This window comes from Methylomonas sp. Uni0009 (genome assembly GCF_054188105.3).
Window position 1 is genome coordinate 1,265,944 of sequence record NZ_JBTAFN010000001.1, and the last position, 24,141, is coordinate 1,290,084.

The following is a 24,141-nucleotide window of genomic DNA, read 5'->3' on the forward strand; positions in this document are numbered from 1 at the left end:
GCTTAGGCAATGCCTAAGCGAACGAAACCCGAACCACTAAAACGCTATTCAAGCGGCTTTCTTAACTTCTACGCCTCTAGCCAACAAGCCATCTCGACCTTTCTCCGCCAAAGCCAGGATTTGATAAGCCAAATCTTCGGCGATATTCAATTGCTTTAAAGAGGCGGCCAAATGCTCCATCACGATGTCGTAATGGAAATCTTCAGGACCGAGCTTGATCAAAAAACTATGAGCCGGCGTTAACAACGTGATGCTTCTTATCTCTTGCCCGCCAACGATATCCAGCAGGAAGGCAAAATCGTTGCCGGTAACCAAACTCGGTTTGGCGTTGGTGCGGGCAAACGCTGCCGTAAAGTACCCATCCAATGCCTCTAATACTCTATCATCGTCACTATTTAAGCTATTGGAGTAAGCTTTCAAATAGGCTTTTAGCGCATCAGCCTGCTCAGCAGCCGGGCGGGTAAAGAAGAAGCGGTTAATCCGATAGTCGTCCAGCATTTTTGCATAAAACACATCGACTATTTTACCCATCAGGACGTGGTCGCTGAGAGCGGCGCGCAAGGCATGGATCTGAGGTGCTACAGTTGCGTTCATACTTTTCTCCGGATGATAGTTTAAATATACATCCTGAGCTTTCCAGTTACGGCGTTTTTGTCAACCTTTTAACCGGATTAACGCTATACAAAAGCCATACACGTAACTTTGCAAATACTAACCAGCTGACAAAGCGCCTAAAGCCCAAACGGCACTATTTTTTCGGCACATAGCCTTCCGGCAACTCGAAACCACCGGCAAACAAAAACTTCTCGCGCTCGGCTTCCAATATTTTTTTCGCAGCCGGATCGAAACTGGACAGCCGCTGCTCGTTAATTATCATGGTTTGCATCGCTAACCAGTCCTTCCAGGCCTGTTTTGACACATGCTCGAAAATGCGTTGGCCGTTGACACCCGGAAACGGTGGCGCATCCAGACCCTCAGCCTCAACGCCCAGTTTTACGCATTTAATCATTCTCGTCATTTTGATCCTCTGTGACATGTTGTTGCAGCAGACGCTTGATCGGCGCCGGCAGACCTAAAGTATTAATCTCGGCGGTTTTATACCAAACCGCCCGCTCGCCTTCCATCACATTGTTTATGGGGTTTTCCAACTTTGCCAGGATCGGTGTGTAGTCCAGATGATAATGCGAGAAACTGTGGCGCTGGTCTGGTAAAGTCTGCAACGCATGCATTCGGTAATTGCGTTGCAGGCACCAGTCTTGCAAAGCCTGGGGATCGGCAAACTCCGGCAGACTCCATAGCCCACCCCAAATACCGGTCGGCGGCCGCCTTTCCAGTAAAATCCGATTTTCCTTGTCTAGCAGCAGCAAAAAATATAATTGTTTGACCGGTACGTCCTTGCGAGGCTTGGAGCCTGGTAACTGTTTTACTAAGGCCAACTGCCTGGCCTGACAGCCTTCTGCAACGGGGCAGATCTCGCATAGCGGCTTACTACGGGTGCAGAGCGTAGCGCCCAAATCCATCATTGCCTGGGTGTAGTCGCCGGTTCTTTGCGTCGGCGTATAGCGCTGACTAATTTGCCAAAGCTGCGCAGCCACTTTATTGTCACCTGGCCAGCCATGCACGGCATGAAACCGCGCCAACACGCGCTTGACGTTGCCGTCCAATATGGGCTGGCTTTGCCCGCAAGCGATGCTGAGTATCGCTCCCGCAGTGGAGCGGCCGATGCCAGGCAAGGCACTTAGCTCTGCGACGGTTTGCGGGAATACGCCGGCATTGCCGGCAACGATTTGCGCGGTTTTGTACAGATTTCTGGCGCGCGCATAATAGCCAAGCCCGGACCAGTGCTGTAAGACTTCGTCCAGTTCTGCGCTTGCCAGGCTTTGCACCGTCGGAAACCTGGCGACGAAGCGATTGAAATATGCAATCACGCTGACTACTTGCGTTTGCTGCAACATAATCTCCGACACCCACACTCGATAAGGATTAATGTCCAGTTGCCATGGCAAATCCTTGCGGCCATGGCTATCAAACCAATTAAAGAGCTTTTGTTGGAATTGTTCGGGGGACATGTCGATTGGGGGAAGGGAAAAATCAATTAGGCATAGCCGCCGAATAGTACCGTAAAGGATTTAGATAAGGCAAAAGCCGTTTTGCGCCTGTGATATCCGAGCCGGAAATAGCCAGACAATGCTTGAGTACCCTGCCAGGTTGTTTAGCAAGGAAGATTATCCGCTTTTTTGTGTGATATTCTCTATTTAAGGAATCAAGCCCGTCCAACGAGCTAAATGATTGATCAAATTCAGTCCCCTACAAACAGGAGTTGCAATGCTTATGTTTTCTCTGATTTCCTCATCTAGCAACGCATGGCAGCGGGCCGCCCAGCTATTCATTACCATTGCCAGCATCCTGACAATAGGCCAGCTCATTACACTAGTACCGGTAATGACGGAATTGGAAGTGGCCGGCGTATTCAAGGCCGCGGCCGTAGTCTGGTTTTTCGCCAGGCTGGCGGCATTAATCTTGTTTTATTTTTTTGCCGGCTACGTGATAGAAGCCATTCCCAATAGCGGCGGTGCGTTGTCGTTTGCCAAGGGCATTGCTGAGCCACTAACCGCTCTGTTGATTTTGATTACCGTACAGGCATTGTTTTGGGAATTATTGGCGCCGTTCGTCGATAGCTTAGGTAGAACGATTTACCATAGTAGCGCGATCATTCTGATCGTAAGTGTCAGTATTTGGTTTGTGGTCAGGGCGTATAGCCATGCAACTTACTTGGTCGATACCGTTGCCAAGCTGGTTGAAATGTTATCAAGGCTTCTCCCCCAACAAAAACTGACCTGTCAGCAATGCGGCGCCGACATTAGCGCAAATACTCATTTTTGTAATGCCTGCGGACATAAAACCCAATCATCCAATACATGTCCCGCGTGCGAAGCGCATGTTTCGGTTGATCAACAATATTGCCAAAATTGCGGATCTAAGCTTGGCAATACAACAGTTACGGACAGCTGAGGAAAGCTAGATCTACAGCTGAAGTCGCGTTGCTCATTCGATAGCTTGACCACACAGCAAAAATCGCCGATGAGTTGATAGGCTCCAAGCCGCCATGGTCAGCACAATTGCCGGCTACCTGTTCCAACTTATTGCATACCAAAGGCAATAGCCTTATGAACCAGCCCGCACTAGCGGCAAGGCTGGTACCAAATTAAATTTGCCAGCTTTTTGAGTTTTGGCAGATCACTCGGAAAGGCGCTTGGCTACTCGCTGATAAGCTTCCTTCAACTCCTCTCCAACGATTTTGGCCTTGGCGATGTACTCTTCGGAAGTCTCTATCGATTCGTCGGCAATTTCAGCGGCTTTACTTTTAATCTGCAACCACTGTTTTTCCGCTTCTGCAAATTCATCCTTGGCATCCATTGAAGCCAGATGCAACTTCAGTTGCAATTCCTCGCGAACCGAATCCAGATTAACGAGCAAACTTTCAAATTCGTTTTTTAATGACATGCCCCACCTCTTTGCTTGATTAAAATTACAAAGTCTTTTGGACCATTGCGGACAATTAAAGTTTAGTCTGCTGAATGCTTTGCTAGAAGCTTTTAAAAGCAATCCAGTGCGTTGAAATGAAACGGGGGAAGAACGAAAGTGGAAACCGCGGTTGATTTCCACTCTATCTAACAAAAAAGCCGTAGGTACCAATTGGCAACTACGGCTTAATCTTTAAACGATGGTTACTTCTTCGGCTTGTGGGCCTTTAGGGCCGCGGCCCAATTTGAACTGTACATGCTGACCTTCGTCCAGCGTTCTGTAGCTGTTGTTTGGGTTCAGAATGTTTTTGAAATGTACGAAAACGTCAGGGCCTTGTTTTTGTTCGATAAAGCCGAAGCCTTTGTCTGCGTTAAACCATTTTACGACGCCAGTTGTCATTGTAGACATATTAAGTCCTATTAAAATTTAGATAATGCCTTAGCTAAAGTAAGGCGGGTCACGCTGGTAAATGTGGAAATTACTTAATGAAAAACTAGGACGAAGGACTACTGAAGAGACATCGAGCTGGTAGACAAAGGGTAAATCGTATTTTCTAGCTGGCTTGCATTCTAGGCTGATTCGACTGATTGTCAATTTAAATCGTAAAATCGAGTATTTAGATACTTCAGGGCTTATCTTCGCTATTCGGCAATTTGCGGGATTCCTCATGCTCAGCACAAACCTTTAACTACCAATGAATGCTTCATTAAAGCGATGCATCAGACGGCAATATTTGTTTGATATTGGCGCGGCAATTTTGTTTTTCGGGGCGCTAACCCAGCAAGCTGAATTAAGACAAGCCGCGACTATTGCCGTTAGTGAACTAGCGGCGCAAGGCTACAAGATACCTAGCGAGGACGATCCGGTGCGGGTGTTTCCCGCGTTGACCAGTGGAGCATTCAGCGGCAGCCATGCCGGCAGCTGGCGGCCCGGCAGTATTTATCTGCGGCAACAACCGCAAGGCGGGCTGAGCGAGGCGGTATATCTGCGTCACGAACTATTTCACGAAGCCAGTCATCGCAGCTGTGGCGGCCGCTTACCGGCTTGGGCTGAAGAAGCGGGGGCGATGTATTTTAGCGGCGAATTGGCGAGCCTAGCACCTGGAGACTGGCCCGGATCGCTTGAACTGCAACGCATCAAAAACCGGGTTAGGCAAGGCGCCGAGTTAGATAGCAATGACCGCGAGGCATTGGCCCGAATCTTGGTCAATACCGGCTGGCCGAACGAACCGTGTGCCGTGTCGGCAAAATTAAATGAAATGCTTGGTCAGGCATTTGATGATGCGGGGGATAGCTCCTTTCTGTTGATGAGCCTGCTGTCCGGGCGGATATTGGTAAGCGGCGGCGACCAAGTCAGCCGCTTACCCCCGGGTTCCTTGTTGAAAATTCCCTATGCGGCGGCATTGGCGCAAGCCGATCCGGATTTGCTAGGTACAGAACTGGCGGCGAGCGATACCGAAAAGCTTTTGCGGCGCCGCGAGCAATTTCAAGGCGAACGCTATCGTCTGTTATTGTCGCCCATTAAAGACCAAAAACTTCCGGCGCAAACTGAACCATCGGACCTGCAGACCTGGCGATCTTACCTGGGCGAACGTAACGCCGACGGCGATTTTGCTTTACAGACCAACTTGCCCGAACTGGCACTAACAATGCGGGCGGCCTTGCTATCGAAGCCGGAATATTTTCGCGGCCTGAGTCAAAACGGTATCCTGCCCAACTCCACCTTGGCGGGGCAACGCGAAACCGATAAAAAATTGTTGCGCCAACTTGAAGTTCTAGCAAAAACCGGCACGGTATCGACTGTTGACGGCCACCCCTTGGCAGGCCACTTAATGCTAGCCTGGCCAGCTACGCACCCGGTATTTCTGGCGATATTTCGGCAACGCGGCGTCAGTGGCGCAGCAATATTAAGCAAAGCTGCCGCCTTCCTAAGCACTTGGCAACGCGACTATCCCAGCCGCTTTGCGGCAGTTAGGGTTAGTTTGTTAACGCCTACCGATCCAGATAGCTGGAGTGCGGAGCCGGACTGTCCGTTAGTGGCTAACCAACACGGGCGCTTTACGGTTTGCGGGCAAATCAGGATCGTTTCCAGCGCACGGGGCAGCCGATCCGAGCGGGTGGTGAAAGGTGTTCTACGACAAACTGATGAACACGGAGTAACCGTGCTGGAAACTGATGTCGACAGCTATGTCGATGGCGTATTGGCTGCCGAGGCCCAAAATTTAGCAGGCAGTGCACGCGACGCGATGCGGGCCGTGATTGCCTGGAACGGCAGTCACGGCAGCCATAGGCACAATGAATCAAGCTCACTTTGCGACACCACGCATTGCATGGTCTATCTCGGCGAGTCGCCTGAGGACAAGCCGCGACGCAGCAGCCACACGGATATTGCGTTACTGACGCTTTTGGACCAACTGGCGGCCAAATCCGGATTGAACTGGTTGCCGTTTGCCAACGGCGGTGATCAGCACTGGCAACGGCAGCTCTCAAGCGCCGAGCTAAGCCGGGCATTTGCGGAAAATCAAATTCTGGATATTCGCCGCGAACGGCGCAAAGACGGCGAGTTGTTTATCCGCTTATTTTATCCGACCAGCGAAGAGCTGCTCAGTTGCGAGATTTTTCGTAATACCCTGAAGCTACCTTCTTGCCCTGACTCGGTAATAGCTGCCGATGGTCAAATCTGGCAATTTGCAGGCATAGGCGCCGGGCACGGCCTGGGTTTATCCATCGCCAGAGCTCAGGCTTTGGAGGAGGGCGGTCGAACGGCGGAACAGATTTTGCGGGATGCTTACGGATCAAGCCGTTAGGTCAGGCGCTTCAGCCAGACCTAACGTATTATGCCGCCGAGTTCGATCAAGTGATGACGTCAGGCTCGGTTCTGCCGGTACGTTTTTTGACCTCGCACAACTGCTCGGCAATCTCTATTAATTCCGCCAGCGCGACTTGGGCATCCTGATCGTGCTTGCTGACATCACGCTCGTAGCGTTCCAAATAAATACGCAAAGTAGCGCCGACCGTGCCCGTACCGGACAGCCGGAACACGATGCGCGAGCCGTTCACAAAACCGATACGGATGCCTTGGTTGCTGCTGACACTGCCATCGACCGGATCGGTGTAACTGAACTCATCAGCAAATTTGACTTCGTAATCACCCCAGCTTTTACCAGGCAAGCTGCTTAACTGGCTACGCAAATGCGCGACAATGCCGTTGGCGATCTCCGAATCGACCGCTTCGTAATCGTGGCGACAATAAATGTCGCGGCCGTATTTTTGCCAGTGTTCATGGACAATGTCTTCCACCGATTCGCGTTTGCGCGCGATTAAATTCAACCAAAACAACACAGCCCACAATCCGTCTTTTTCACGGACATGATTGGAGCCGGAGCCGAAGCTTTCTTCGCCGCAGATAGTAATTTTGTCGGCATCCAGCAGGTTGCCGAAAAATTTCCAGCCGGTTGGGGTTTCGTAGCAAGGCAGGCTTAGCTTATCGGCAACGCGGTCAACCGCCTGGCTGGTCGGCATCGAGCGAGCCACACCGCTAATGCCTTTGGCATAAGCCGGAATTAGTTTGGCGTTGGCAGCCATGATTGCCAAGCTGTCGCTGGGAGTAACGAATATGTTCGCGCCCATCACCATATTACGGTCGCCATCGCCGTCTGACGCGGCACCGAATGTGGGTGCGTCGGCGCCGAACATGATTTCACAAAGTTCGTGGGCATGGGCCATATTCGGATCGGGATGGCCGCCACCGAAGTCTTCCAGCGGCACGGCATTAAATACCGAGCCAGGTGCTGCGCCCAACGTATCTTCCAAGATATGCTTGGCATAGGGGCCGGTGATAGCATGCATCGCATCGAAACGTAAGGTGATAAAGCCGTTATGGATGCTTTGTTTGAGCAAGTCGAAATCGAATATCTTGGCCATTAATTCAGCGTAATCGGCTACCGAATCGATAATTCGAATTTTCACGCCACCTTTCTCGACTTCACCGATAAGGTCTAAATCTATATCGCCGAAACGGGCTTTTTTGTAGCCGGTGATGGTTTTGGTATTCTCGTACAGTTTGTCGGTAAATTTTTCCGGAGCCGGGCCGCCGTTGCCGACGTTGTACTTGATCCCAAAATCTTCTTCAGGACCACCTGGATTGTGACTAGCTGATAGAACAATACCTCCGAAAGCATTGTATTTCCTAATAATATTTGATGCGGCAGGGGTGGACAACAAGCCGCCTTGGCCTATAATGAGCTCACCGAAACCGTTGGCTGCGGCCATCTTGATGATGATCTGAATGGCCTTGCGGTTAAAGTAGCGGCCGTCACCGCCAATCACCAGGGTTTTGCCCTGAAAATCCTCCAGACTGTCGAAGATGGATTGGACGAAATTCTCCAGATATTTGGGTTGCTGGAAGACTTTGACTTTTTTGCGTAAGCCCGATGTGCCGGGTTTTTGATCATCGTAGGGAGTCGTTTTGGTGATTGTTGTTGTCATATGCTACCCTTTGTAATACCTCGTTTCGAAAGGGTTAAATTACACCAAAACTTTGATTATTTACAGATTGCCATGATAAAGAAAAAATTATTAGGTGTTTTGATTGTGATGGGCTGTACCGTATCGGCACGCAGTTTCGCTGACCAGGATGTTTGGTTGCTGGTGGATACACAGACGCAAAGCATGGAAGTCAGGAAGGGCGACAAGACAGTTGCCGTGCTGGAAAATATCGCTATTGGCCGCAATGGCGCCGGCGAAAAGAATCATCGCGGCGATGACATCACGCCGCTCGGTAACTATCGGATCGGCTGGATAAATGAAAGAAGCGCCTTCCGTAAGTTCTTCGGCTTGACCTATCCCAATGTAGACAATGCCGATAATGCCTTGAAAAAAGGCAAAATCGATCTCGACACTTACGAAGCTATTGCCAGAGCGCATTCTGCCGGACAAATTCCGCCGCAAAATACCGATCTCGGTGGGCAAATCGGTATTCATGGTTTGGGCAGCGGTAGTCTGTCCATCCACAGATCCATGAATTGGACACACGGATGTATCGCGTTGACTAACGATCAAATCGATCAGTTAAGTCAATGGGTAGAAAAAGGGACACTCGTAACCGTGAAATAATGTTGGTAAAATCCAAAAAAATGTTGGACAATTACCACCGTTTTTCATTTATTATTTTTTGAAACCACAATCAAGGGGAAAACCATGATGAGAGCTATTACATTATCAGCAGTTGTTGCAATTGCAGCTTTGGCAACCGGTTGCGCAAGCACTTCAGACCTGGAAGCTTTGGACGCAAGAGTAGGCACTTTGGAAGGCAAAGTTTCTACTGCATCTGCTGACGCTGCTTCTGCTAAAGCCGCTGCTGCTGAAGCTGCTGCAAAAGCTGCTGCTGCTGAAGCTGCTGCTAACCGTGCTGCCCAATATGCTCAAGATACCAACAGCAAATTGGACCGTATGTTCAAAAAATCACAACACAAATAAGCTTTATTGCTGTTGTTGATTTTAAAAAGCCCGTGAGCCGCAAGGCCACGGGCTTTTTTATTGCCTCTATTTCGCAGGTGCCGCTTGGCTTTGAACCACAGGAGGCGTCTGGGTAGGACGCTCATAAATAGCCACCGGAATACCAGTCGCTTTTTCTACTGCCGCTTTTAAAACAGAACCTTTGATTACCGGCATTTTTCCGCCATTAGCTTGCTCTATCAAATTCAATGCCGTATGCAAGCGCTGCTCATAGGTTGCCGGCGTTTCTTCCAACTCTGGATACACTTCCATATACAAGGTATCGTGATACCAGCCAACCTTAATCGATTGATTAACAATATTGACCGTGGTACCCACTTTAACCATTGGAAAAAACTGCTCAATGTCAGCAGGATACATCCGCATGCAACCATGACTCACCCGCATGCCAATACCATTAACAACATTAGTACTGTGAATCAGATAGCCGGGTATCCCTAACTTAAACGCATACAAACCCAAGGGATTATTCGGACCAGGCGGGTAATAAGGATCCAGCACATCGCCATCAGCCAAATGCTCGGCAATAATGGATGGCGGCGGTGTCCAGGAAGGCTTGTCGGTTTTGCCGGTAATTTTCGTTTTACCTAGCGGCGTTTTCCAGTTATCTTCCCGGCCGATACCGATTGCATAAGTCACAACCCGGCCGGCATCCGCGTAATAGTAAATCCGCATTTCCGGCAAATTAACCACGATCCCTTCTCTTGGCGCATTCGGCAACAAAAAGCTGCTGGGGATGCGCACCTGCGTACCTTCGCGGGGCAACCAGCGGTCCACATAGGGGTTGGCCAATACGATATGATCTTGCCCAAGCCGAAAATTTACCGCGATATCGATCAGAGTGTCTTCATGCTTGGCCGCGACATATTTAACTTCATGCGGCGGATTGCCTATCAGGCTGTCACCCGGCCTATCCGGTGCCGGCAGCGTTAGCGCCGCCGCCGCCGTACTGGCTGTCAGCAGCAAACTGAATAACAAACGGGTTTTCATTAGGCGTTACCTTCAGCAGTAAATAATTCAAGCAGACGCGGCAAAAACTGAGCAAGTTCCGCCGTCATAATAGAAAAATCGGCATCAAACTGCTCGACTTCGTCGAATGCCTCAATATCCGCGGCTTGCTCCTGGATAAGATCAAGAAACTTTAGCCGCTTGACCGCCAAGTTCTCATCCAACACAAACGAAATGCGTTCGGCCCAGCTCATTGCCAGCTTAATCACTTGCTTGCCGCTATCCAGATGATTCTTGATTTCCGGCAAGGCCAAGTCGTGACGCTTGCAACGAATAATCGAGCCTTCTTCTTCCGGCGAACGCAACTCGCACTCGTCTTCGATCAAAATATCTTTCGGCGAGATGTTGTCGATCAACCATTGCGTCATCACGCCAGCCGGTTTGGCGGTAGCGGTGAGCGGTACGATAGGCAAGGAACCGAGACATTTACGCAATTGGCTGAGCATGTCTTCGGCTTTTTTAGCCGATGCCGCATCCACAACCAACCAGCCGCCTTGACTATCGATATAAGCATAGGTTTTGCGGGAAAACGAAAACGCCCGCGGCAACAGTTCGAATATCAATTCGTCCTTAATCCGACTACGCTCTTTCGCCGGCAATTTGCGGGCTTCGCGCTCTTCGATTTCATTGATTCGCTCTTGCAGCATTTCGTTGATCACCGATGCCGGCACCACTTTTTCTTCTTTTTTGCCGCATAGCATCAAGAAGCCGTTATTGGCATGCACCAGCGCATCCGAAGCTCTACCCAGTGGCGAGGTCCAGCCGAAACTAAACTCGTCGTGACTGCCACAGGAACGAAACGGCTGTTGTTGCAGTTTTTGCTCCAAAGCAACAGCATCCAAAGTAAATGGCTCGGTAAAACGGTAGACTGCAAGATTTTTAAACCACATGAAATGACTCTTTTTTAAAAACCGGCCATTATCGCAAATTTACGCACACCATATAAGCCAGCCCATTTAAAGACTCGCCAAAAAACACATTTTGGCCGCAAATTTGCTTGGCGCGCAAACAAGTTATGCACATTAAACGGTTTGCAGCAAGATCATAAAACGCTTGACAAAATAACTCGTTGAAATACAAAGCATCATTTGTAAATCATTGATTATTATTAACTAATGATAGTGACCTAATAATATACAACTTGACCGCAGCCCAGAGCTACCGGGGACCAGCAAAGGCTTTCGACATTTAATACACAGAGTTATCCACAGCTTCTGTGAATAACTGAATTTACCCAGCCGCAATAATCGCTTAGCGACAAATCCAGACAAACGACTTTTAATGTGTCGCAGCAAGCAATGTCTTATTGCGTGGCAAGGTTTGCTAGAATGCCGCATAGTAAAGTCCCTCACTCACAACAAAGCGGTCGCATCATGCTGTCAACCTGGGAAAACTTGATACTCGGCGCCCTGGCGCTGCTGCTTTTGTTCTGGATGCAGCCCGGCATCAAAGCCGCAATCGCGCGCAGCAAACAAACACCCTCCGATTGGCCCAGCGTTATTGTGCCCCTGTTGATGGTAGTGATGTTCGTGCTTTTCTTAATAGCAATGGTTTGACATGAACGACGAAGATTACCAAGAAGAATTCGAAGAAGAAGATTATTACGACGAAACCCATTACGAGGAGGACGACGGCGAAAGCGACGAAGAAGAAGTCGAACATTACGCGATACGCCCCAACAAAACCCGCATCAAAAAAGAAATAGCCGAAGTATTTGCGATGGCTGAAGAAATTTGTGCTCTATCCCCTGCGCATATCGCCGAATTCGAATTGCCCGAGAGCATAGAACAAGCCATGCGCGATGCCGGCAAAATGGGGCAAAACTCCGCCAGAAAGCGCTTGTTGAAATACATCACCGCGCAGCTCAGAAAGCTGGATACCGCCGCGATTCATGAAAAATTGGCGCGGATGAAAAACCGTAGCGCCCATGCGGTCAGAGAACATCATCAGGCCGAACGCTGGCGCGATTTGTTGCTGGCAGCCAATGGCAATCAGCAACTGACCCAATTTATGGAAGAATTTCCGAGCGCGGATAGCCAACATTTGCGCCAATTGCAGCGCAACGCGCAAAAAGAAGCCAAGGAAGCCAAACCGCCTAAGTCGGCGCGCTTGTTATACAAATACCTGAAAGAACTGATTGCCGATGCATCCGGCCTGCCGCTCTCTGACGAGGACGCGCAGGATAATCAGGATGCCGAGGATTAACACGCGATCAATTCCCCAATACCCGCATCTGGCCCAAGATCCAGCTTTGGCGTTTATGTACATAAGCGCTGGGCTGATCGGCTTTTAGCAATATTGGGTTCGGCAATGTCGCCGCCAACAGCGCAGCCTGATTGGCAGATAACTGCTGGGCGGAAATACCGAAATAACGGCGACTGGCCGCTTCTATACCAAATAAATGATCGCCGAACTCGGCAATATTCAAATACATTTCCAGAATCCGCTGCTTATCCCAGATCGCCTCGATCAACAACGTAAACCAAATCTCCAACGCCTTGCGGCCGAAGTTTTTAGCCGGGCTTAAAAACAAATTCTTCGCGACTTGCTGGCTGATCGTACTGGCCCCACGCAGTTTACCGCCGCGCAAATATTGGTTAAAAGCCTTGGTGATGGCGTCAACATCAAAGCCGTTATGCTGATAAAACAATTGATCTTCGGACGCGACCACCGCAGCAAAGGCGTGCGGCGAAATATGCCGGCGACTGACCCAGCGCTGATCAATGCCTCTATAGTGTCGGCCTTCGACCAGGTCGTCAACATGCTGATGCAGCATGAATGCCGACGTCGGCGCGGGCAGGTACCGCAAAACGCCTACCAGCAGCAGCGAACTGATTACAAAAAACAACGCCGCATAAACCAGTCCGCGCTTGCAACGTTGCGGTAAAGAAAGCGCCGTTTTGGGTTGACGCCAAAATTGGCGATAGCGGGCCGGATGACGGAAATGCTTCACGAGCGACTCGAGCGTTGTGACTGAGATGTTTATTATCCATGATTGAACACGGAATTGACTAACTGCAGCTTTTGCGGGAAATGCCGCAAAGTAAAGCCATTATTGCGGCAAATAACATAGAAATTAACAGAATGGCCGTCGATTTTAGCGAAAAATCCTGGATCACGTAGCCTCTAGGGTTTGGCATGGATATTGTTATATAAAGACCGGTGTCAAGGATGTTTAAGTTCTCTCCCCCGTGAACATGGAAAACAAGACGCCAAGGATACCTGGATAAAAGCGCGGAAAACCGCTTTTATCCGGGCAGGGATGACGCCAAGCCCTCTATACCTCCTGCCTGCTCCAAATAATCAGTAAAAATTCAAATCGAGTTGGCGATGAGCCGCAAGGCTGAGTTGTCCATATGCCCACCCTCTATCCCTAATAAAGCTTTCGCACGAGGATATTCAAAAGGGGCTAATGGCACCGCTCTATCAGCAGCACCATCAAACCGTATTGAATTAATATTCCAATTTCAATGATCCCATGGCGGAAATAGGGGCACCAACGTTAGCGGTAGGCAACCAAGAAGTTGAGCCGGTGTAGTATTCCTTATCCAGCAAATTGTAGACATTGACTTGCGCGGTCAGACGAGTTTTACCTATAGGTTGCACATACGCCATCATGGCGTCCAGCCGGGTATAGCCTGGCAATTGATAGGTATTGGTATTGTCGCCTTCGCGTTTGCCGACGACTACACCGCCGAGACCGGCCTTGAAGTGCTCAGTGAATTGATAAGTACCCCACAGACTGGCTTGATGCTCAGGCACATTCAACAACCGATTGCCCTGCAAGCCGCTGTAATCCTTGGTATATCTTGCATCGGTGTAAGCGTAGGTCGTCACCAGGCTGAATTCATCGGTAATCTGGCCTTTAATATCCACTTCAATGCCCTGACTACGCGCCTCGCCGATAGTTTTTTGATCGGTGGGGTCCGGCGTGCTCAAGTCGAAAGTCATCAGATTATTTTTAGTTAAATGATAATACGCCACTGTTGACGACAGGCGTTTATCGAAAAACTCGGTTTTGAAACCGATTTCATACTGCTCGGCCGCTTGCGGTGCAAAATTGCCGCCGGTAGCGGAACGGCCGTTATTCGTACCGAATGATTCAACGTAATTGCCATATACAGACAACCAATCCCAAGGCTGGTAAACGATACCTACCCGCGGACTGAATTTATCTTCGTGTTGCATGCTGAATCCAGCCTTGGTTTCATCCCAGGAGGTACCGCCGTAGCCGCCGTAACCTGCCATATCGTAACGCCCGCCGCCCATGATGTGCAGCTTATCCCACAAGGTAATTTGGTCTTGAAAATACACCCCGTACCAATCGTCGCGCGAGCGCCAAAACCAATTGGCGGGCTCGGCGCGCAGAGCCGCCATGTCGAAATTGCCGTATTGGGGATTGTTGATATCGAATGTGGGTATGGTGCCGTAACTAAAGTTATTGTCCGGCGCATCCTGATTAAAAAAGAACCAATCGCCCCCCACTAAAACATTATGTTTGAGGCCGAAAGTTTGAAACTTTCCGGTGAGATCCAGGCTGGTAGAGTAAGAGCGGCGGTTACTGGTGCCGAGGATGCCAAATCGATCCAGAGTATGCCCATCCGCGTTAATTTTACTATTAGGCGCAACGCCGCCGAATACGATGTCGGTCTCGTCCCACTGAAATTTATGCCTTAGCCCCCAGTCATCATTAAATTTGAAGCTCCAATCCGCATAAATCAGCGTAGTGTCTTGGCTGGGTTTAATGGACGGATCGCCGGTAAATAAGGATCTGCGGTTTGTAATAGGCCGATTGCCCGATACCGGCACACCATAATCTTCCGTGTAATTTTCATGGCGTTTCTCTATTTCGACATTGGCCTCGAAGCGGTCGTTGGGCCGCCAAGTCAATTTCGGCGCAATAAATACCCGCTCGTGATCAACAAAATCTCTGAAAGAATTACCTTCGTCGTAAGCGGCATTAAACCGGTACAACAGGGTTTTATCCTTATCCAGCGGCCCGGTTGCATCCACCGTGGTACGAAATTCACTGAAAGAGCCAAACTGTTGCTGCAAGGAATAGTAAGGCACATCCAACGCCTTTTTGGTCACGTAATTAACCATACCGCCGGGCTGCAAGCGACCATAAAGCACGGATGCCGGGCCTTTCAACACCTCGAGCTGTTCGATATTCGCCGGATCGAACTTGCCCATCGAGCGCCTGAAACCATTGCGGTACATTTGATCGTCGGAAGCAAAGCCGCGAATAATGAAGCTTTCGTACATATCCGCCGTACCGTAAGCCCGCTGCACCCCACTGACGTTTTGCGTCAAGGCGTCTTCGATGCGGATCGCCTGCTGATCGTTCATGATCGATTTGGGCACAACCTGGATAGATACCGGCGTGTCCATAATCGCAATATCGGTTTTGGTCGCCGTTGATGCATTCGGCACCGCATAGAACTGGCTGAAAGGGTCGTTAGGGTCATATACCTTTTTACCCACCACATTCACCGCCGGCAAGGCCGTAGGGTCCTGTTTGTAATTCAGAGACTGTCTTTCGATCACTATATTGCCGTTCTCAGCCATGCGGTAACTCAATCCGCTGTCTGCCAGCAACCGTTGCAACGCGGCTTCCGGGGTGTAATGGCCGCTAAGGCCCTTGCTTTGCAGACCCTCGGTGATTGCCGTGTCGTAGACCAGTTGCAAGCCGCCGGATTCCGCCAAGCGATTCAGCGCGGTAGACAGAGAGCCCGCGGGGATACTGAAAGCCCGACTGACACTATCTGCCGCCGCGGTACCGGAAACCGCCAACACAGCCCCCAATACCAGTGCCGAAGCATGTCCAAACAGGCCGCCGCTAAATGTTTGTTTCAACGCCATGAATTTCCCTCGCTGTTGTTAAATAATGACTATCGTTGTTTTGACGCACGACAGGCATAAAACAGGAGGTGAGGCTCAAAAATTCATGGCAATTAAGTCGCTGCTACTGACATTGCAGGCCCCGACACATCGAACGCTTTTCTCGGCATTTCGCTAATCCGCTAATCAGTCCCCCTATTTTGCTTTCCGGTATCGTACCGGCCACCATCAAAAAATAGGTTATATGCCGCGCCAGATGCGCCATATAACCTATTCAACACCAGTTAAATGTGTGCGGGTAGCGCGAATGCGAACCGCCGATCTTTGCTCCAAGCCAGCAATATCAGGATATTCAGCGCCTTGGTCCGCATTTGAATCATTACTGGCACGAATCAGGCATGGGACGGAGCTCCTGAAACCACTGAAACCCAACCCTGCCTCATGACCCCGGACATCAGCTCGCTGTATCGACTGCATTGCAAGGAGCTGCTGCACCACTTGCTGCGAATAGTCAAATGCCCGGAAACCGCGGAAGATTTGCTGCAAGAAAGCTATCTGATCTTGGCCCGCACCGCCAACGATACCTCCATAGACCACCCGCGCGGATTTTTATACCGCACCGCCAGCAATCTGGCGATGGATCACCTGCGCCACCATAAAGTCGTCGAGCGTCATCAGGAAGCGACGCGGCATCTGGATGAGCCGCAACTGGCCGGAGTGGAAGCCGAATTAGCCGATCAGCAATGGCGCACCCTGTTGCAACAAACCATCTACGAGTTACCGCCGCGCTGCCGTGATGCATTTATCCTGCATAAAATTCATGGCTTGAGTTATCGGGAAGTGGCTAATTTTCTGGATATTTCCGAGAGCGCCGTGGAGAAACACATCCTCAAAGGCTTAATGTATTGCCGCAAACAGCTAGGCAGTCATTTTGGCCGCCCGTATCGGACCGACTGAGGTTTTTACGGCCTAAACCGTCTTACCTTTTCTCCAAGGTATACGCCTACCCCAGCGTCTTATAATGCAGCCATGACTGAAAACCAACCGTCCGCCGACTCTGATAAGCCTGATGCCATTAGCGAGCAGGCGATGACATGGTTTGTGAGGCTGCGTGCCGAGTCGGTAGCGGCAGACGAACGCCGGCTATTTCAAATCTGGCACCAAGCCGCCCCTGCTCACCGCGAGGCCTATGCCGAAATCGCTGCATTTTGGGAGGATGCCGATTTCCACGCCACGCTGGACGCCGCCACGCTGTCGCCACAGATTTCGCTGAATAGTAAACCAGTCAACAGCCCAAGGCGGCGTTTAGGTATCGCCCCCGGCGCCAAACCGTTGTTAGCCGCAGCCGCTTGCCTGGTCATCGCCGCGCTTATTTATCAGCCGGCATTAAGCTGCTGGCAGGCCGACTACTGCACCGCCGTCGGCGAAATAAAAACCGTACAGCTCAGCGACGGCAGCCAAGTCACTTTAAACTCCGGTACCGCGCTTAACGTTAACATGCGTAATGGCCGGCGCCATGTCCAGCTAGTCCGGGGCGAGGCATTTTTTGAGGTGCAACACGACTCTCAACATCCTTTTCAAGTGGATGGCCGCTACAGCAACACACGGGTATTGGGTACACGTTTCGTGGTTAAGGAAGACGCCGACAGCGACACGGTCAGCGTGGTGAATGGGGTGGTGGAAGTCAGCCGGGATCGGCAAAATCCGGCCACATTGAACGCCAATGACAGCGTGGAGGTCGGCGCTCGCCACCAAGGCGAAATCCGCCACCAGCCCGCCGACAACGCCACGGCATGGTTAAAAGGCAGCGTCTCGTTCGATAATGTGCCGCTCAAGAAGGTGATTGCGGAAATTGGCCGCTATCGGCGCGGTAGCCTGATAATCCGCAATCAGGTATCGCAGGACATGAAAGTCAGCGGCCGCTTTGATATTCGCGACACCGATAAAACCCTGGAGTCGTTACAACAAACCCTGCCAATCCGGATTTACCGATTTACACCGTGGCTGGTGGTGATCGCTTGAGCATCGCAAAGCTTATCGCCTAGCCAAATCGCCCGACAAAGCTAGCCGCCATTCAGCCATATCTTCTTAGCTTCAAAAAATAGTTTTACCGTCAAGCTGAGGGAAAACGCATTTCGCCCGTCTCCATTGCAACCCCAATCTTTCGGGGGATCAATTCATTCGCTAAGGGAGAATCTAATGGCATCTTATCCGTTCCGCAAAGCCCACCGCAAAGGCAAGCCGACGCAATATAATCGTTGGCCTTTGTCGCTGACAATCGCCGCTGTGCTCAGCACACCTGCCGTCATTGCCGCCGAACAAATCATCGCTTTCGACATCCCCGCACAAAGCTTAGGCGGCGCATTAAATGCCTTTGCCGACGCCGCCAACGTACAGCTTAGTTATCCGGCGGAAATGGCGGCAGGCTTGAAATCGCCCGGTGTCAGCGGCCAATTGACGGCCCAACAAGCTTTACAAAAACTGTTGGCCGGCACCGGCGTGGTAGCCGGTGCCACCGGTAACGGCACCATTACGCTGCAAAAAGCGCCGGATTCGCACAACGATGTTTCAACCTTGTCGGCGGTCACGGTGTCCGGCAATCGCACCCGCAGCAACGCCGCCGACCCTTACAGCAAGGACTATGCGGTGACAAAATCCTTTGCGTCCACTAAAACGGACACGCCATTGATGGAGAATCCCACGTCCGTGCAAGTGGTGTCACGTGCAGTGATGGACGACCAGAAAACCACCAAGGTCAAGGATGCGCTGGAAAACGTCAGCGGCGTGCGCGCTAATCCCTCGCTGGGTGGTGGCGTGGGCTTCATCGTGCGCGGCTTTCGCAACAACAACATTTACCGTAACGGCTTAATGGCCAGCGAGGCCTTCTTTGGCGACTTCGACGCCGCCAACCTTGAAAATATCGAAGTGATCAAAGGTCCGGCACAACTTTACGGCCGCACCGAACCCGGCGGCATGATCAATCTCACCACCAAACGCGGCCTGGATACGGCGTACTACTCGCTGGAACAGCAGTTCGGCAACTACGACCACTACCGGACCCAATGGGATGCCGGCGGGCCGCTGACCAGCGACAAGTCTTTGGTATATCGTTTTTCCGGCGCCTACCAAAGTAACGGTTCGTTCCGGGATTTCGTGTCGGTGGACCGGATGGTGTTCAATCCCAGCATTACATGGCGGCCCAGCGATTACACCGACGTGACGCTGGATATCGAGGGCACCGAAAAGACCGCACCGGCCGATTTCGGCATTCCATTTATCGGCAATCGCCCGGCCTCAATTCCGATCAGTCGTAACCTGGGCGATCCGAATACGCCGAACGGCGAGCAATCCGGCGTCAAAATCGGCAGCGAAATCAACCATCGCTTTAACGACGACTGGGCGATACACAACCGCTTTCTGGCCAGTCTCGCGGAAGGAGGTACTACGTTTGTCAATCCGGGGCCCGCATTTGACGCCGCAGCAGCGTTGAACCAGACTACCGGCTTGATGCAACGCAATATCTTCCGGCAAATCACCGATCAAGAACATTACGCTACCAACCTGGATCTCACCGGCAAATTTCAAACCGGCGATCTAAAACATGACATGTTGGTCGGATTCGACTTTTACCGCACATTCAACAAGTATGGCGGCGACGGCCGTTGGAAGAGCGCCGATCCGGCATTGGCGATCAACATCTACAACCCCTATCCCAGCTACGGCATTTCCCAGTCGACATTCAATAGCGCATTTGCGACTACCGGCGACACATTCGGCACCGCAGCGAATGGCGGCATCGGTAATCGCGCTTCAATCTACAACAGCTGGTACGGGGTGTATTTCCAAGATCAAATCACCTTTTGGGATAAGCTGCATATCATGGGCGGCGGCCGTTACGACTGGACCGAAACCGGCCGCGGCAACGGCTTTGATTTTGCTACCGCCGAGAGTCGTATCAACCAGTTCAAACGCGAGGACCAAGGTTTCAGCCCTAAAGTCGGCATCCTTTATGAGGCCATGGACGAACTCAGTCTTTACGGCAACTGGACCACTTCGTTCGGCGCTAACAACGCGCCAGCCGCTGATGGCCGCAGTTTTGATCCGCAGATCGGCGAGCAATTCGAAGTGGGTTTGAAAACTCAATTGTTTGACCAACGGCTATTGGCAACCTTGGCTTATTTCCATCTGGAAAAAGACAATATTCTGGTTGCCAATAATGCAACCCCCGATCCTTTCGACCGTATCGCCAACCTGCAACGCAGCCAAGGCATTGAGTTGGACGCCACCGGGTATTTGACCGACAAATTCAGTTTGATCGGCAGCTATGCGTTTACTGATGCGAGGATCATCAAGGACTACAGCGGCGGCACTCAGGGCAATCGAATGAGCAACGTGCCGGAGCATTCCGGTAGCCTGTGGCTGCGTTACGATATGAACGGCTACGCCGCCAAGGACGGTTTGAGCGCGGGTTTTGGCGGTGTTGCTGCCGGCCAACGCGAGGGAGACAATACCAACACTTTCCAAATGCCGGGCTATGTGCGGCTGGACGCTTTTTTGGCGTATAAGCAAAAAGTCGGCGGTTCCCGCATCACCGCCCAGTTCAACATCCGCAATTTGCTGGACAAGGAATATTACGAGTCCACCGACCCCGATTCCAACGTCGCGCCGGCCCTCGGCGTGTATCCCGGTGCGCCGCTGACGGCTATCGGCTCGATTCGGGTGGAATATTGAGGTAAATTGCCCACCTGTCCGCCACCGTCGAGAACCATCATGCGCCACGCCAAATTGATTACAAACACCCTTGCCGGCCTGTTGCTGTTTGCCGGCATCAGCCAATCGCTATTGGCCAAACCGCTGCCGTTCCGCGAATTGGACCTGCCGGTGGCCGGTTTCAGCCAGCAGCACCATTTGGCCAAGACCGCCGATGAGCATTTGATTGTCAGCTGGGTGGAAACCGACGCCGAAACCAGTACCGCCAAGTTTGCGATATTGGAAGAAGGGGGTTGGAGCATCCCGCTCGCCGTCGTCCAAGTGAAAGGCAAGCTGGCCGATCCGCCGGTGGTGATCGGCTTGAGCGACGGTAGCCTGGCGGCGGCCTGGATGCCTTATCGGCAAGGTGCTACTGATCGTTATGCGGCGGACATCTTACTGGCACGTTCTATCGACGGTGGCTTGAGTTGGAGTCCGGCGTTAAAACCATACGGCGACGCGGCACGAATTTATGACGCACAAATGTCTTTGGCCGCGCTTCCCGATGCACGGCTGGCGCTGGTCTGGACCGACATGCGCCACGCCAGCCACGACCCGGCGGCTGATAAAAAAACCAACCGCTATCAACTGATGGCAAGCGTCATCGACAAAAACTGGCAAGCCAGCCCGGAGATCGTGCTGGATGACGATGTCTGCTCCTGCTGCCGCAGCTATACCGACGCACAAGGCGAGCAACTGGTCACGGTCTACCGTGATCATGCCACCGGGGAAATTCGCGACATCAGCGCGGTGCGCTGGCAGGCTGGCGGCAATCCGCAAATCGCTAACGTGCATGCGGACGGCTGGGTGATCGGCGGTTGCCCCAGTAATGGGCCATCCATTGATCTGACGCCCACCGCCGGTGTGGCGGCTTGGTTCACTGCCGCCGACGGCAAAGGCCGGGTGAAATTGGCTTTCTCCACTGACCAAGGCGCGCATTTTAATTCGCCTATCGAGCTGGATGCCGACGCCAGCGGCTATACCAACGCCTTGCTGCTGGACGACGGCTCGGCCTTGGTCAGCTGGCGCGGCCGCAATGGTCCCGACGATGAGCTAAGGGTTGCGAAAGTGACCAGCAAGGGCAAAATCAGCCGGCAAACCACCGTATATCGCGGCAGCTTCCCGAAATGGCCCAGCAAATACCTGGCGCTGGCCCGCGTCGGCAAGCAAGCTTTTGTGGCCTGGACCGATCCGCTTCAGAAGAAAGTACGCCTGGTCAGTTTATCCCTCGACTAAACAAGCCCCTAAAAGAGCAGATTGACCTTGAGATATTCCGCTCGTCCCGAGCCCTTCGCCAGCATTCCCAAACGCGGGATATGACACAGTTTATCCAGTTGTTTCGCCGCGTATTGCCCGCCGACTTCTCCCAATTGCCTTTAGCGATTTTCGCCGTCCCTCAAGCCCGGCGGGCTTTCCGGACAATCTCACGCTAAAAAACCTCTCTTTTCTAAGTTTGGGTGCAAATATTGCTTGCTTATTAACCCAGCCCTTAATGTCGCTCGCCTTAGCGCTCTTAAGGTACTGAGCCAGCCCGAACGGCATACCCGCGACAAATAGGGCCGGTTTAATCAACACCCTATTTGGCCGCCTACATAAACTATCCCATGCTTGAATTGACTGCCGCCGACATTGCCGATCTGATGCACAAGCATCGCCACGAATTGTTGCGGTTTTTATCGCAACGCATCAGCTGTACGGATACGGCGCAGGATATTTTTCAAGAAACCTTCATTCGCTATGCCGGTTACGGCGGCAAAGATAGCGTGGAAAATCCCCGCGCCTTCATTTTCCGCATCGCCGCCAATCTGGCTACCGATTATCTGCGCAGCCACAGCCGCCATACCGGCCCAGATCTGGAAGCCGCCGAAAATGACGAGGCTGAAGTAGGCGTACAATCTGCGCTATCCGCCGAACGGACTGTCATGTCGCAACAACAACTAGAGCAACTGGTCACTGCGTTGGATGATTTATCGCCCAAATGCCGAGAAGTGTTTATCTTGCTCAAACTCAAGCATTGCAGTTACGCAGAGGTGGAACAAAGGCTGGGCATATCACAAACCATGATCTTTAAATATTTGACCCAGGCCATGCGCCACTGCCGAGCGAAGGTTGGCGATCTGGATTGACCGGGTTTGTTTATCAAACCGTCGATAACAACTTCCGGAACGCCTTTGACCCTGAATCCTTCAACACCCGCAGGGCCAGCGGCATTTTGGGCCGAATTAATAGTTTTTGCCCATCGGGCCTGAGTTTACCAACAAGCGTTTTATAATCAGGACACCGAGTTGACAGCACAGCCACTTTCGATATGAACCCTTCCTTCCCGCCTTTTCCCGACGCCAGCGCCGAAGAGCAAGCCGAATACTGGCTGGCCCTGCGCGAATCGCCGTTCTACGACAGTGAGCAGGAAAAATTGTGGCTGGCCTGGCTGGCGGCCAGCCGAGAGAACCTGGAAGCCTGGCAACAAACACAGCTTTTTTTTCGGCGCGTGGAGACCTTGAATCCGGCCCAAGTTCGCCGAATCGAACGATCAGTACAAAAAGCCGGCAGAGCAGCTGCGGCCGGGGCGGGTCTATGGCGCTGGCCCATTGCCGCCTGCCTGATGCTGGCATTATGTTTGGGCTGGGCGTTTAACGCCGGCTATTTTGCCGACTTCCGCACCGGCACCGGCGAGCAGCGCCGAATTCAGCTCAGCGACGGCTCGATGGTGATTCTGAATACCGCTTCGTCGCTGTCGGTGGATTTTTCCGAACAGCAGCGGGTGATTCGATTGCACGGCGGCGAAGCCTATTTCAAAGTGGCCGCCGATGCCGCAAGACCGTTTGAGGTCGTTGCCGGCGGCGGTAGGGTTCGCGCCTTGGGCACGGCATTTGACGTCAAACAGTGGCAAGGCGACCTGGCAGTCACCGTTTACGAGCACAGTGTGCGCGTTGCGTTTGCCGACGGCGCGACCATCGAGCGCCTGCCGGAGGGTCAGCGCGTCGCGTCGCTCGACGGTAAAAGCGGCGCGCCGGAACAGGCCAATCTCAGGCAAGCCGCCGCTTGGCAGGAGCGGCGCCTGGTGTTTAAGGAAAAGCCGCTGCAACAAGTCATCGACGATCTAAACCGCTACCGTCCGGGAAAAATCGTCATCGCCGATCCCGACTTGGCCGCGCATTTGGTGACCGGCGTATTCGACGCCAACGACCCGGAAGCGGCGTTGACGGTTATCGAGACCACCTTGGCGGTTAGCGAAACCCGTCTGACCGACGCATTAATCGTTCTGCACCGCCATTATTGACCCGGCCCTATTTATCGGTGAAATGCCGTTCGCACCCTCAGGGGCATAAAGGTGAACGGCATTTTTGGGCCGGATTAATAATTTTTAGCCCCTGCCAATAAGCCCTGGATAAATTCGCCAGTACTGCCTACACGGGATTATTGACCGGGTGAATTTCATAGCTTTTACGGAGCGGCGTGGCGCCGAGCCTAGGCCCCATCCGGTCGCTGAGGGCATTGCGCT

At 51.9% G+C, this 24,141-nt stretch carries 22 protein-coding genes; 12 read left to right on the forward strand and 10 right to left on the reverse strand.

The genetic code is table 11. The features are described from left to right. Positions 1-48: 48 nt before the first annotated feature. From ACWAU0_RS05930 to mutY, 3 genes are all read right to left on the reverse strand, one after another. Positions 49-594 (reverse strand): globin family protein, encoded by a 546-nt coding sequence (locus ACWAU0_RS05930; RefSeq protein ID WP_458138640.1) that lies wholly within the window; start codon positions 592-594, stop codon positions 49-51. 154 nt (positions 595-748) lie between these two features. Continuing rightward, positions 749-1,018, reverse strand: a complete 270-nt coding sequence (locus ACWAU0_RS05935) for an oxidative damage protection protein (RefSeq protein WP_205451726.1) — start codon at positions 1,016-1,018, stop codon at positions 749-751. Continuing rightward, positions 1,002-2,069: an A/G-specific adenine glycosylase gene (gene mutY, locus ACWAU0_RS05940; RefSeq protein WP_205451727.1), complete on the reverse strand. Its 1,068-nt coding sequence runs from the start codon at positions 2,067-2,069 to the stop codon at positions 1,002-1,004. The genes ACWAU0_RS05935 and mutY overlap by 17 nt, the downstream gene beginning before the upstream one ends. A gap of 256 nt (positions 2,070-2,325) precedes the next feature. Here mutY and ACWAU0_RS05945 point away from each other — a divergent pair, with 256 nt between their 5' ends. Continuing rightward, a complete protein-coding gene (locus ACWAU0_RS05945; protein ID WP_205451729.1) occupies positions 2,326-3,012 on the forward strand; it encodes a zinc ribbon domain-containing protein in 687 nt (228 codons plus the stop codon). A 225-nt stretch (positions 3,013-3,237) separates the two neighbouring features. On the opposite strand, the gene ACWAU0_RS05950 is transcribed toward ACWAU0_RS05945, so the two are convergent. Both ACWAU0_RS05950 and ACWAU0_RS05955 read right to left on the reverse strand, forming a co-directional pair. After that, positions 3,238-3,504, reverse strand: coding sequence for a hypothetical protein (locus ACWAU0_RS05950; RefSeq protein ID WP_020484270.1), 267 nt, complete (start codon positions 3,502-3,504; stop codon positions 3,238-3,240). 213 nt (positions 3,505-3,717) lie between these two features. Beyond that, on the reverse strand, positions 3,718-3,924 hold the full coding sequence (locus tag ACWAU0_RS05955) for a cold-shock protein (RefSeq protein ID WP_033158255.1): 207 nt from the start codon (positions 3,922-3,924) through the stop codon (positions 3,718-3,720). Between the two features lie 295 nt (positions 3,925-4,219). Here ACWAU0_RS05955 and ACWAU0_RS05960 point away from each other — a divergent pair, with 295 nt between their 5' ends. Then, positions 4,220-6,331, forward strand: coding sequence for a hypothetical protein (locus ACWAU0_RS05960; protein WP_458138641.1), 2,112 nt, complete (start codon positions 4,220-4,222; stop codon positions 6,329-6,331). 46 nt (positions 6,332-6,377) lie between these two features. Here the strand turns inward: ACWAU0_RS05960 and ACWAU0_RS05965 are convergent, their stop codons facing one another. After that, complete coding sequence (locus ACWAU0_RS05965; RefSeq protein ID WP_458138642.1) at positions 6,378-8,012, reverse strand: alpha-D-glucose phosphate-specific phosphoglucomutase; 1,635 nt, start codon at positions 8,010-8,012, stop codon at positions 6,378-6,380. Between the two features lie 72 nt (positions 8,013-8,084). On the opposite strand from ACWAU0_RS05965, the gene ACWAU0_RS05970 reads away from it, so the two are divergent. Both ACWAU0_RS05970 and ACWAU0_RS05975 read left to right on the forward strand, forming a co-directional pair. After that, positions 8,085-8,639 (forward strand): L,D-transpeptidase family protein, encoded by a 555-nt coding sequence (locus ACWAU0_RS05970; RefSeq protein WP_033158317.1) that lies wholly within the window; start codon positions 8,085-8,087, stop codon positions 8,637-8,639. 84 nt (positions 8,640-8,723) lie between these two features. Beyond that, positions 8,724-9,002 carry an Lpp/OprI family alanine-zipper lipoprotein gene (locus tag ACWAU0_RS05975; protein ID WP_026147103.1) on the forward strand — a complete coding sequence of 93 codons (279 nt, stop codon included), beginning with the start codon at positions 8,724-8,726 and terminating at the stop codon, positions 9,000-9,002. A gap of 66 nt (positions 9,003-9,068) precedes the next feature. Here the strand turns inward: ACWAU0_RS05975 and ACWAU0_RS05980 are convergent, their stop codons facing one another. Then, positions 9,069-10,031 (reverse strand): L,D-transpeptidase family protein, encoded by a 963-nt coding sequence (locus ACWAU0_RS05980; protein ID WP_458138643.1) that lies wholly within the window; start codon positions 10,029-10,031, stop codon positions 9,069-9,071. Then, on the reverse strand, positions 10,031-10,939 hold the full coding sequence (rdgC, locus tag ACWAU0_RS05985) for a recombination-associated protein RdgC (RefSeq protein WP_458138644.1): 909 nt from the start codon (positions 10,937-10,939) through the stop codon (positions 10,031-10,033). The genes ACWAU0_RS05980 and rdgC overlap by 1 nt, the downstream gene beginning before the upstream one ends. Before the next feature lie 438 nt (positions 10,940-11,377). Here rdgC and ACWAU0_RS05990 point away from each other — a divergent pair, with 438 nt between their 5' ends. Both ACWAU0_RS05990 and yjgA read left to right on the forward strand, forming a co-directional pair. Continuing rightward, positions 11,378-11,605 carry a hypothetical protein gene (locus ACWAU0_RS05990; protein WP_458138645.1) on the forward strand — a complete coding sequence of 76 codons (228 nt, stop codon included), beginning with the start codon at positions 11,378-11,380 and terminating at the stop codon, positions 11,603-11,605. A 1-nt stretch (position 11,606) separates the two neighbouring features. Then, on the forward strand, positions 11,607-12,254 hold the full coding sequence (yjgA, locus tag ACWAU0_RS05995) for a ribosome biogenesis factor YjgA (RefSeq protein WP_458138646.1): 648 nt from the start codon (positions 11,607-11,609) through the stop codon (positions 12,252-12,254). Between the two features lie 7 nt (positions 12,255-12,261). Here yjgA and mtgA read toward each other — a convergent pair whose 3' ends face one another. Beyond that, complete coding sequence (gene mtgA, locus ACWAU0_RS06000) at positions 12,262-13,002, reverse strand: monofunctional biosynthetic peptidoglycan transglycosylase (RefSeq protein WP_458138647.1); 741 nt, start codon at positions 13,000-13,002, stop codon at positions 12,262-12,264. A 500-nt stretch (positions 13,003-13,502) separates the two neighbouring features. Next, the gene (locus tag ACWAU0_RS06005) at positions 13,503-15,911 is read right to left on the reverse strand and encodes a TonB-dependent siderophore receptor (protein WP_458138648.1); all 2,409 of its coding nucleotides are present in this window, start codon (positions 15,909-15,911) and stop codon (positions 13,503-13,505) included. A gap of 420 nt (positions 15,912-16,331) precedes the next feature. Between ACWAU0_RS06005 and ACWAU0_RS06010 the strand changes: the two genes are divergently transcribed. From ACWAU0_RS06010 to ACWAU0_RS06035, 6 genes are all read left to right on the forward strand, one after another. Next, positions 16,332-16,847 carry an RNA polymerase sigma factor gene (locus ACWAU0_RS06010; protein WP_033158264.1) on the forward strand — a complete coding sequence of 172 codons (516 nt, stop codon included), beginning with the start codon at positions 16,332-16,334 and terminating at the stop codon, positions 16,845-16,847. A gap of 72 nt (positions 16,848-16,919) precedes the next feature. Next, positions 16,920-17,912, forward strand: coding sequence for a FecR family protein (locus ACWAU0_RS06015; protein ID WP_033158265.1), 993 nt, complete (start codon positions 16,920-16,922; stop codon positions 17,910-17,912). Between the two features lie 177 nt (positions 17,913-18,089). After that, the gene (locus ACWAU0_RS06020) at positions 18,090-20,621 is read left to right on the forward strand and encodes a TonB-dependent siderophore receptor (protein ID WP_458138649.1); all 2,532 of its coding nucleotides are present in this window, start codon (positions 18,090-18,092) and stop codon (positions 20,619-20,621) included. Between the two features lie 39 nt (positions 20,622-20,660). Further along, positions 20,661-21,875 carry a sialidase family protein gene (locus ACWAU0_RS06025; protein ID WP_033158267.1) on the forward strand — a complete coding sequence of 405 codons (1,215 nt, stop codon included), beginning with the start codon at positions 20,661-20,663 and terminating at the stop codon, positions 21,873-21,875. 368 nt (positions 21,876-22,243) lie between these two features. Continuing rightward, on the forward strand, positions 22,244-22,765 hold the full coding sequence (locus ACWAU0_RS06030) for an RNA polymerase sigma factor (protein WP_033158269.1): 522 nt from the start codon (positions 22,244-22,246) through the stop codon (positions 22,763-22,765). 182 nt (positions 22,766-22,947) lie between these two features. Beyond that, complete coding sequence (locus ACWAU0_RS06035; RefSeq protein ID WP_033158270.1) at positions 22,948-23,919, forward strand: FecR family protein; 972 nt, start codon at positions 22,948-22,950, stop codon at positions 23,917-23,919. Positions 23,920-24,141 lie beyond the last annotated feature (222 nt).

Excerpts from the sequence above, each read along its gene's own strand:
- ACWAU0_RS05930 (WP_458138640.1), bottom strand. The coding sequence starts at position 594 with ATGAACGCAACTGTAGCACCTCAGATCCATGCCTTGCGCGCCGCTCTC.
- ACWAU0_RS05935 (WP_205451726.1), bottom strand. The coding sequence starts at position 1,018 with ATGACGAGAATGATTAAATGCGTAAAACTGGGCGTTGAGGCTGAGGGT.
- mutY (WP_205451727.1), bottom strand. The coding sequence starts at position 2,069 with ATGTCCCCCGAACAATTCCAACAAAAGCTCTTTAATTGGTTTGATAGC.
- ACWAU0_RS05945 (WP_205451729.1), top strand. The coding sequence starts at position 2,326 with ATGCTTATGTTTTCTCTGATTTCCTCATCTAGCAACGCATGGCAGCGG.
- ACWAU0_RS05950 (WP_020484270.1), bottom strand. The coding sequence starts at position 3,504 with ATGTCATTAAAAAACGAATTTGAAAGTTTGCTCGTTAATCTGGATTCG.
- ACWAU0_RS05955 (WP_033158255.1), bottom strand. The coding sequence starts at position 3,924 with ATGACAACTGGCGTCGTAAAATGGTTTAACGCAGACAAAGGCTTCGGC.
- ACWAU0_RS05960 (WP_458138641.1), top strand. The coding sequence starts at position 4,220 with ATGAATGCTTCATTAAAGCGATGCATCAGACGGCAATATTTGTTTGAT.
- ACWAU0_RS05965 (WP_458138642.1), bottom strand. The coding sequence starts at position 8,012 with ATGACAACAACAATCACCAAAACGACTCCCTACGATGATCAAAAACCC.
- ACWAU0_RS05970 (WP_033158317.1), top strand. The coding sequence starts at position 8,085 with ATGATAAAGAAAAAATTATTAGGTGTTTTGATTGTGATGGGCTGTACC.
- ACWAU0_RS05975 (WP_026147103.1), top strand. The coding sequence starts at position 8,724 with ATGATGAGAGCTATTACATTATCAGCAGTTGTTGCAATTGCAGCTTTG.
- ACWAU0_RS05980 (WP_458138643.1), bottom strand. The coding sequence starts at position 10,031 with ATGAAAACCCGTTTGTTATTCAGTTTGCTGCTGACAGCCAGTACGGCG.
- rdgC (WP_458138644.1), bottom strand. The coding sequence starts at position 10,939 with ATGTGGTTTAAAAATCTTGCAGTCTACCGTTTTACCGAGCCATTTACT.
- ACWAU0_RS05990 (WP_458138645.1), top strand. The coding sequence starts at position 11,378 with ATGCCGCATAGTAAAGTCCCTCACTCACAACAAAGCGGTCGCATCATG.
- yjgA (WP_458138646.1), top strand. The coding sequence starts at position 11,607 with ATGAACGACGAAGATTACCAAGAAGAATTCGAAGAAGAAGATTATTAC.
- ACWAU0_RS06005 (WP_458138648.1), bottom strand. The coding sequence starts at position 15,911 with ATGGCGTTGAAACAAACATTTAGCGGCGGCCTGTTTGGACATGCTTCG.
- ACWAU0_RS06010 (WP_033158264.1), top strand. The coding sequence starts at position 16,332 with ATGACCCCGGACATCAGCTCGCTGTATCGACTGCATTGCAAGGAGCTG.
- ACWAU0_RS06015 (WP_033158265.1), top strand. The coding sequence starts at position 16,920 with ATGACTGAAAACCAACCGTCCGCCGACTCTGATAAGCCTGATGCCATT.
- ACWAU0_RS06020 (WP_458138649.1), top strand. The coding sequence starts at position 18,090 with ATGGCATCTTATCCGTTCCGCAAAGCCCACCGCAAAGGCAAGCCGACG.
- ACWAU0_RS06025 (WP_033158267.1), top strand. The coding sequence starts at position 20,661 with ATGCGCCACGCCAAATTGATTACAAACACCCTTGCCGGCCTGTTGCTG.
- ACWAU0_RS06030 (WP_033158269.1), top strand. The coding sequence starts at position 22,244 with ATGCTTGAATTGACTGCCGCCGACATTGCCGATCTGATGCACAAGCAT.
- ACWAU0_RS06035 (WP_033158270.1), top strand. The coding sequence starts at position 22,948 with ATGAACCCTTCCTTCCCGCCTTTTCCCGACGCCAGCGCCGAAGAGCAA.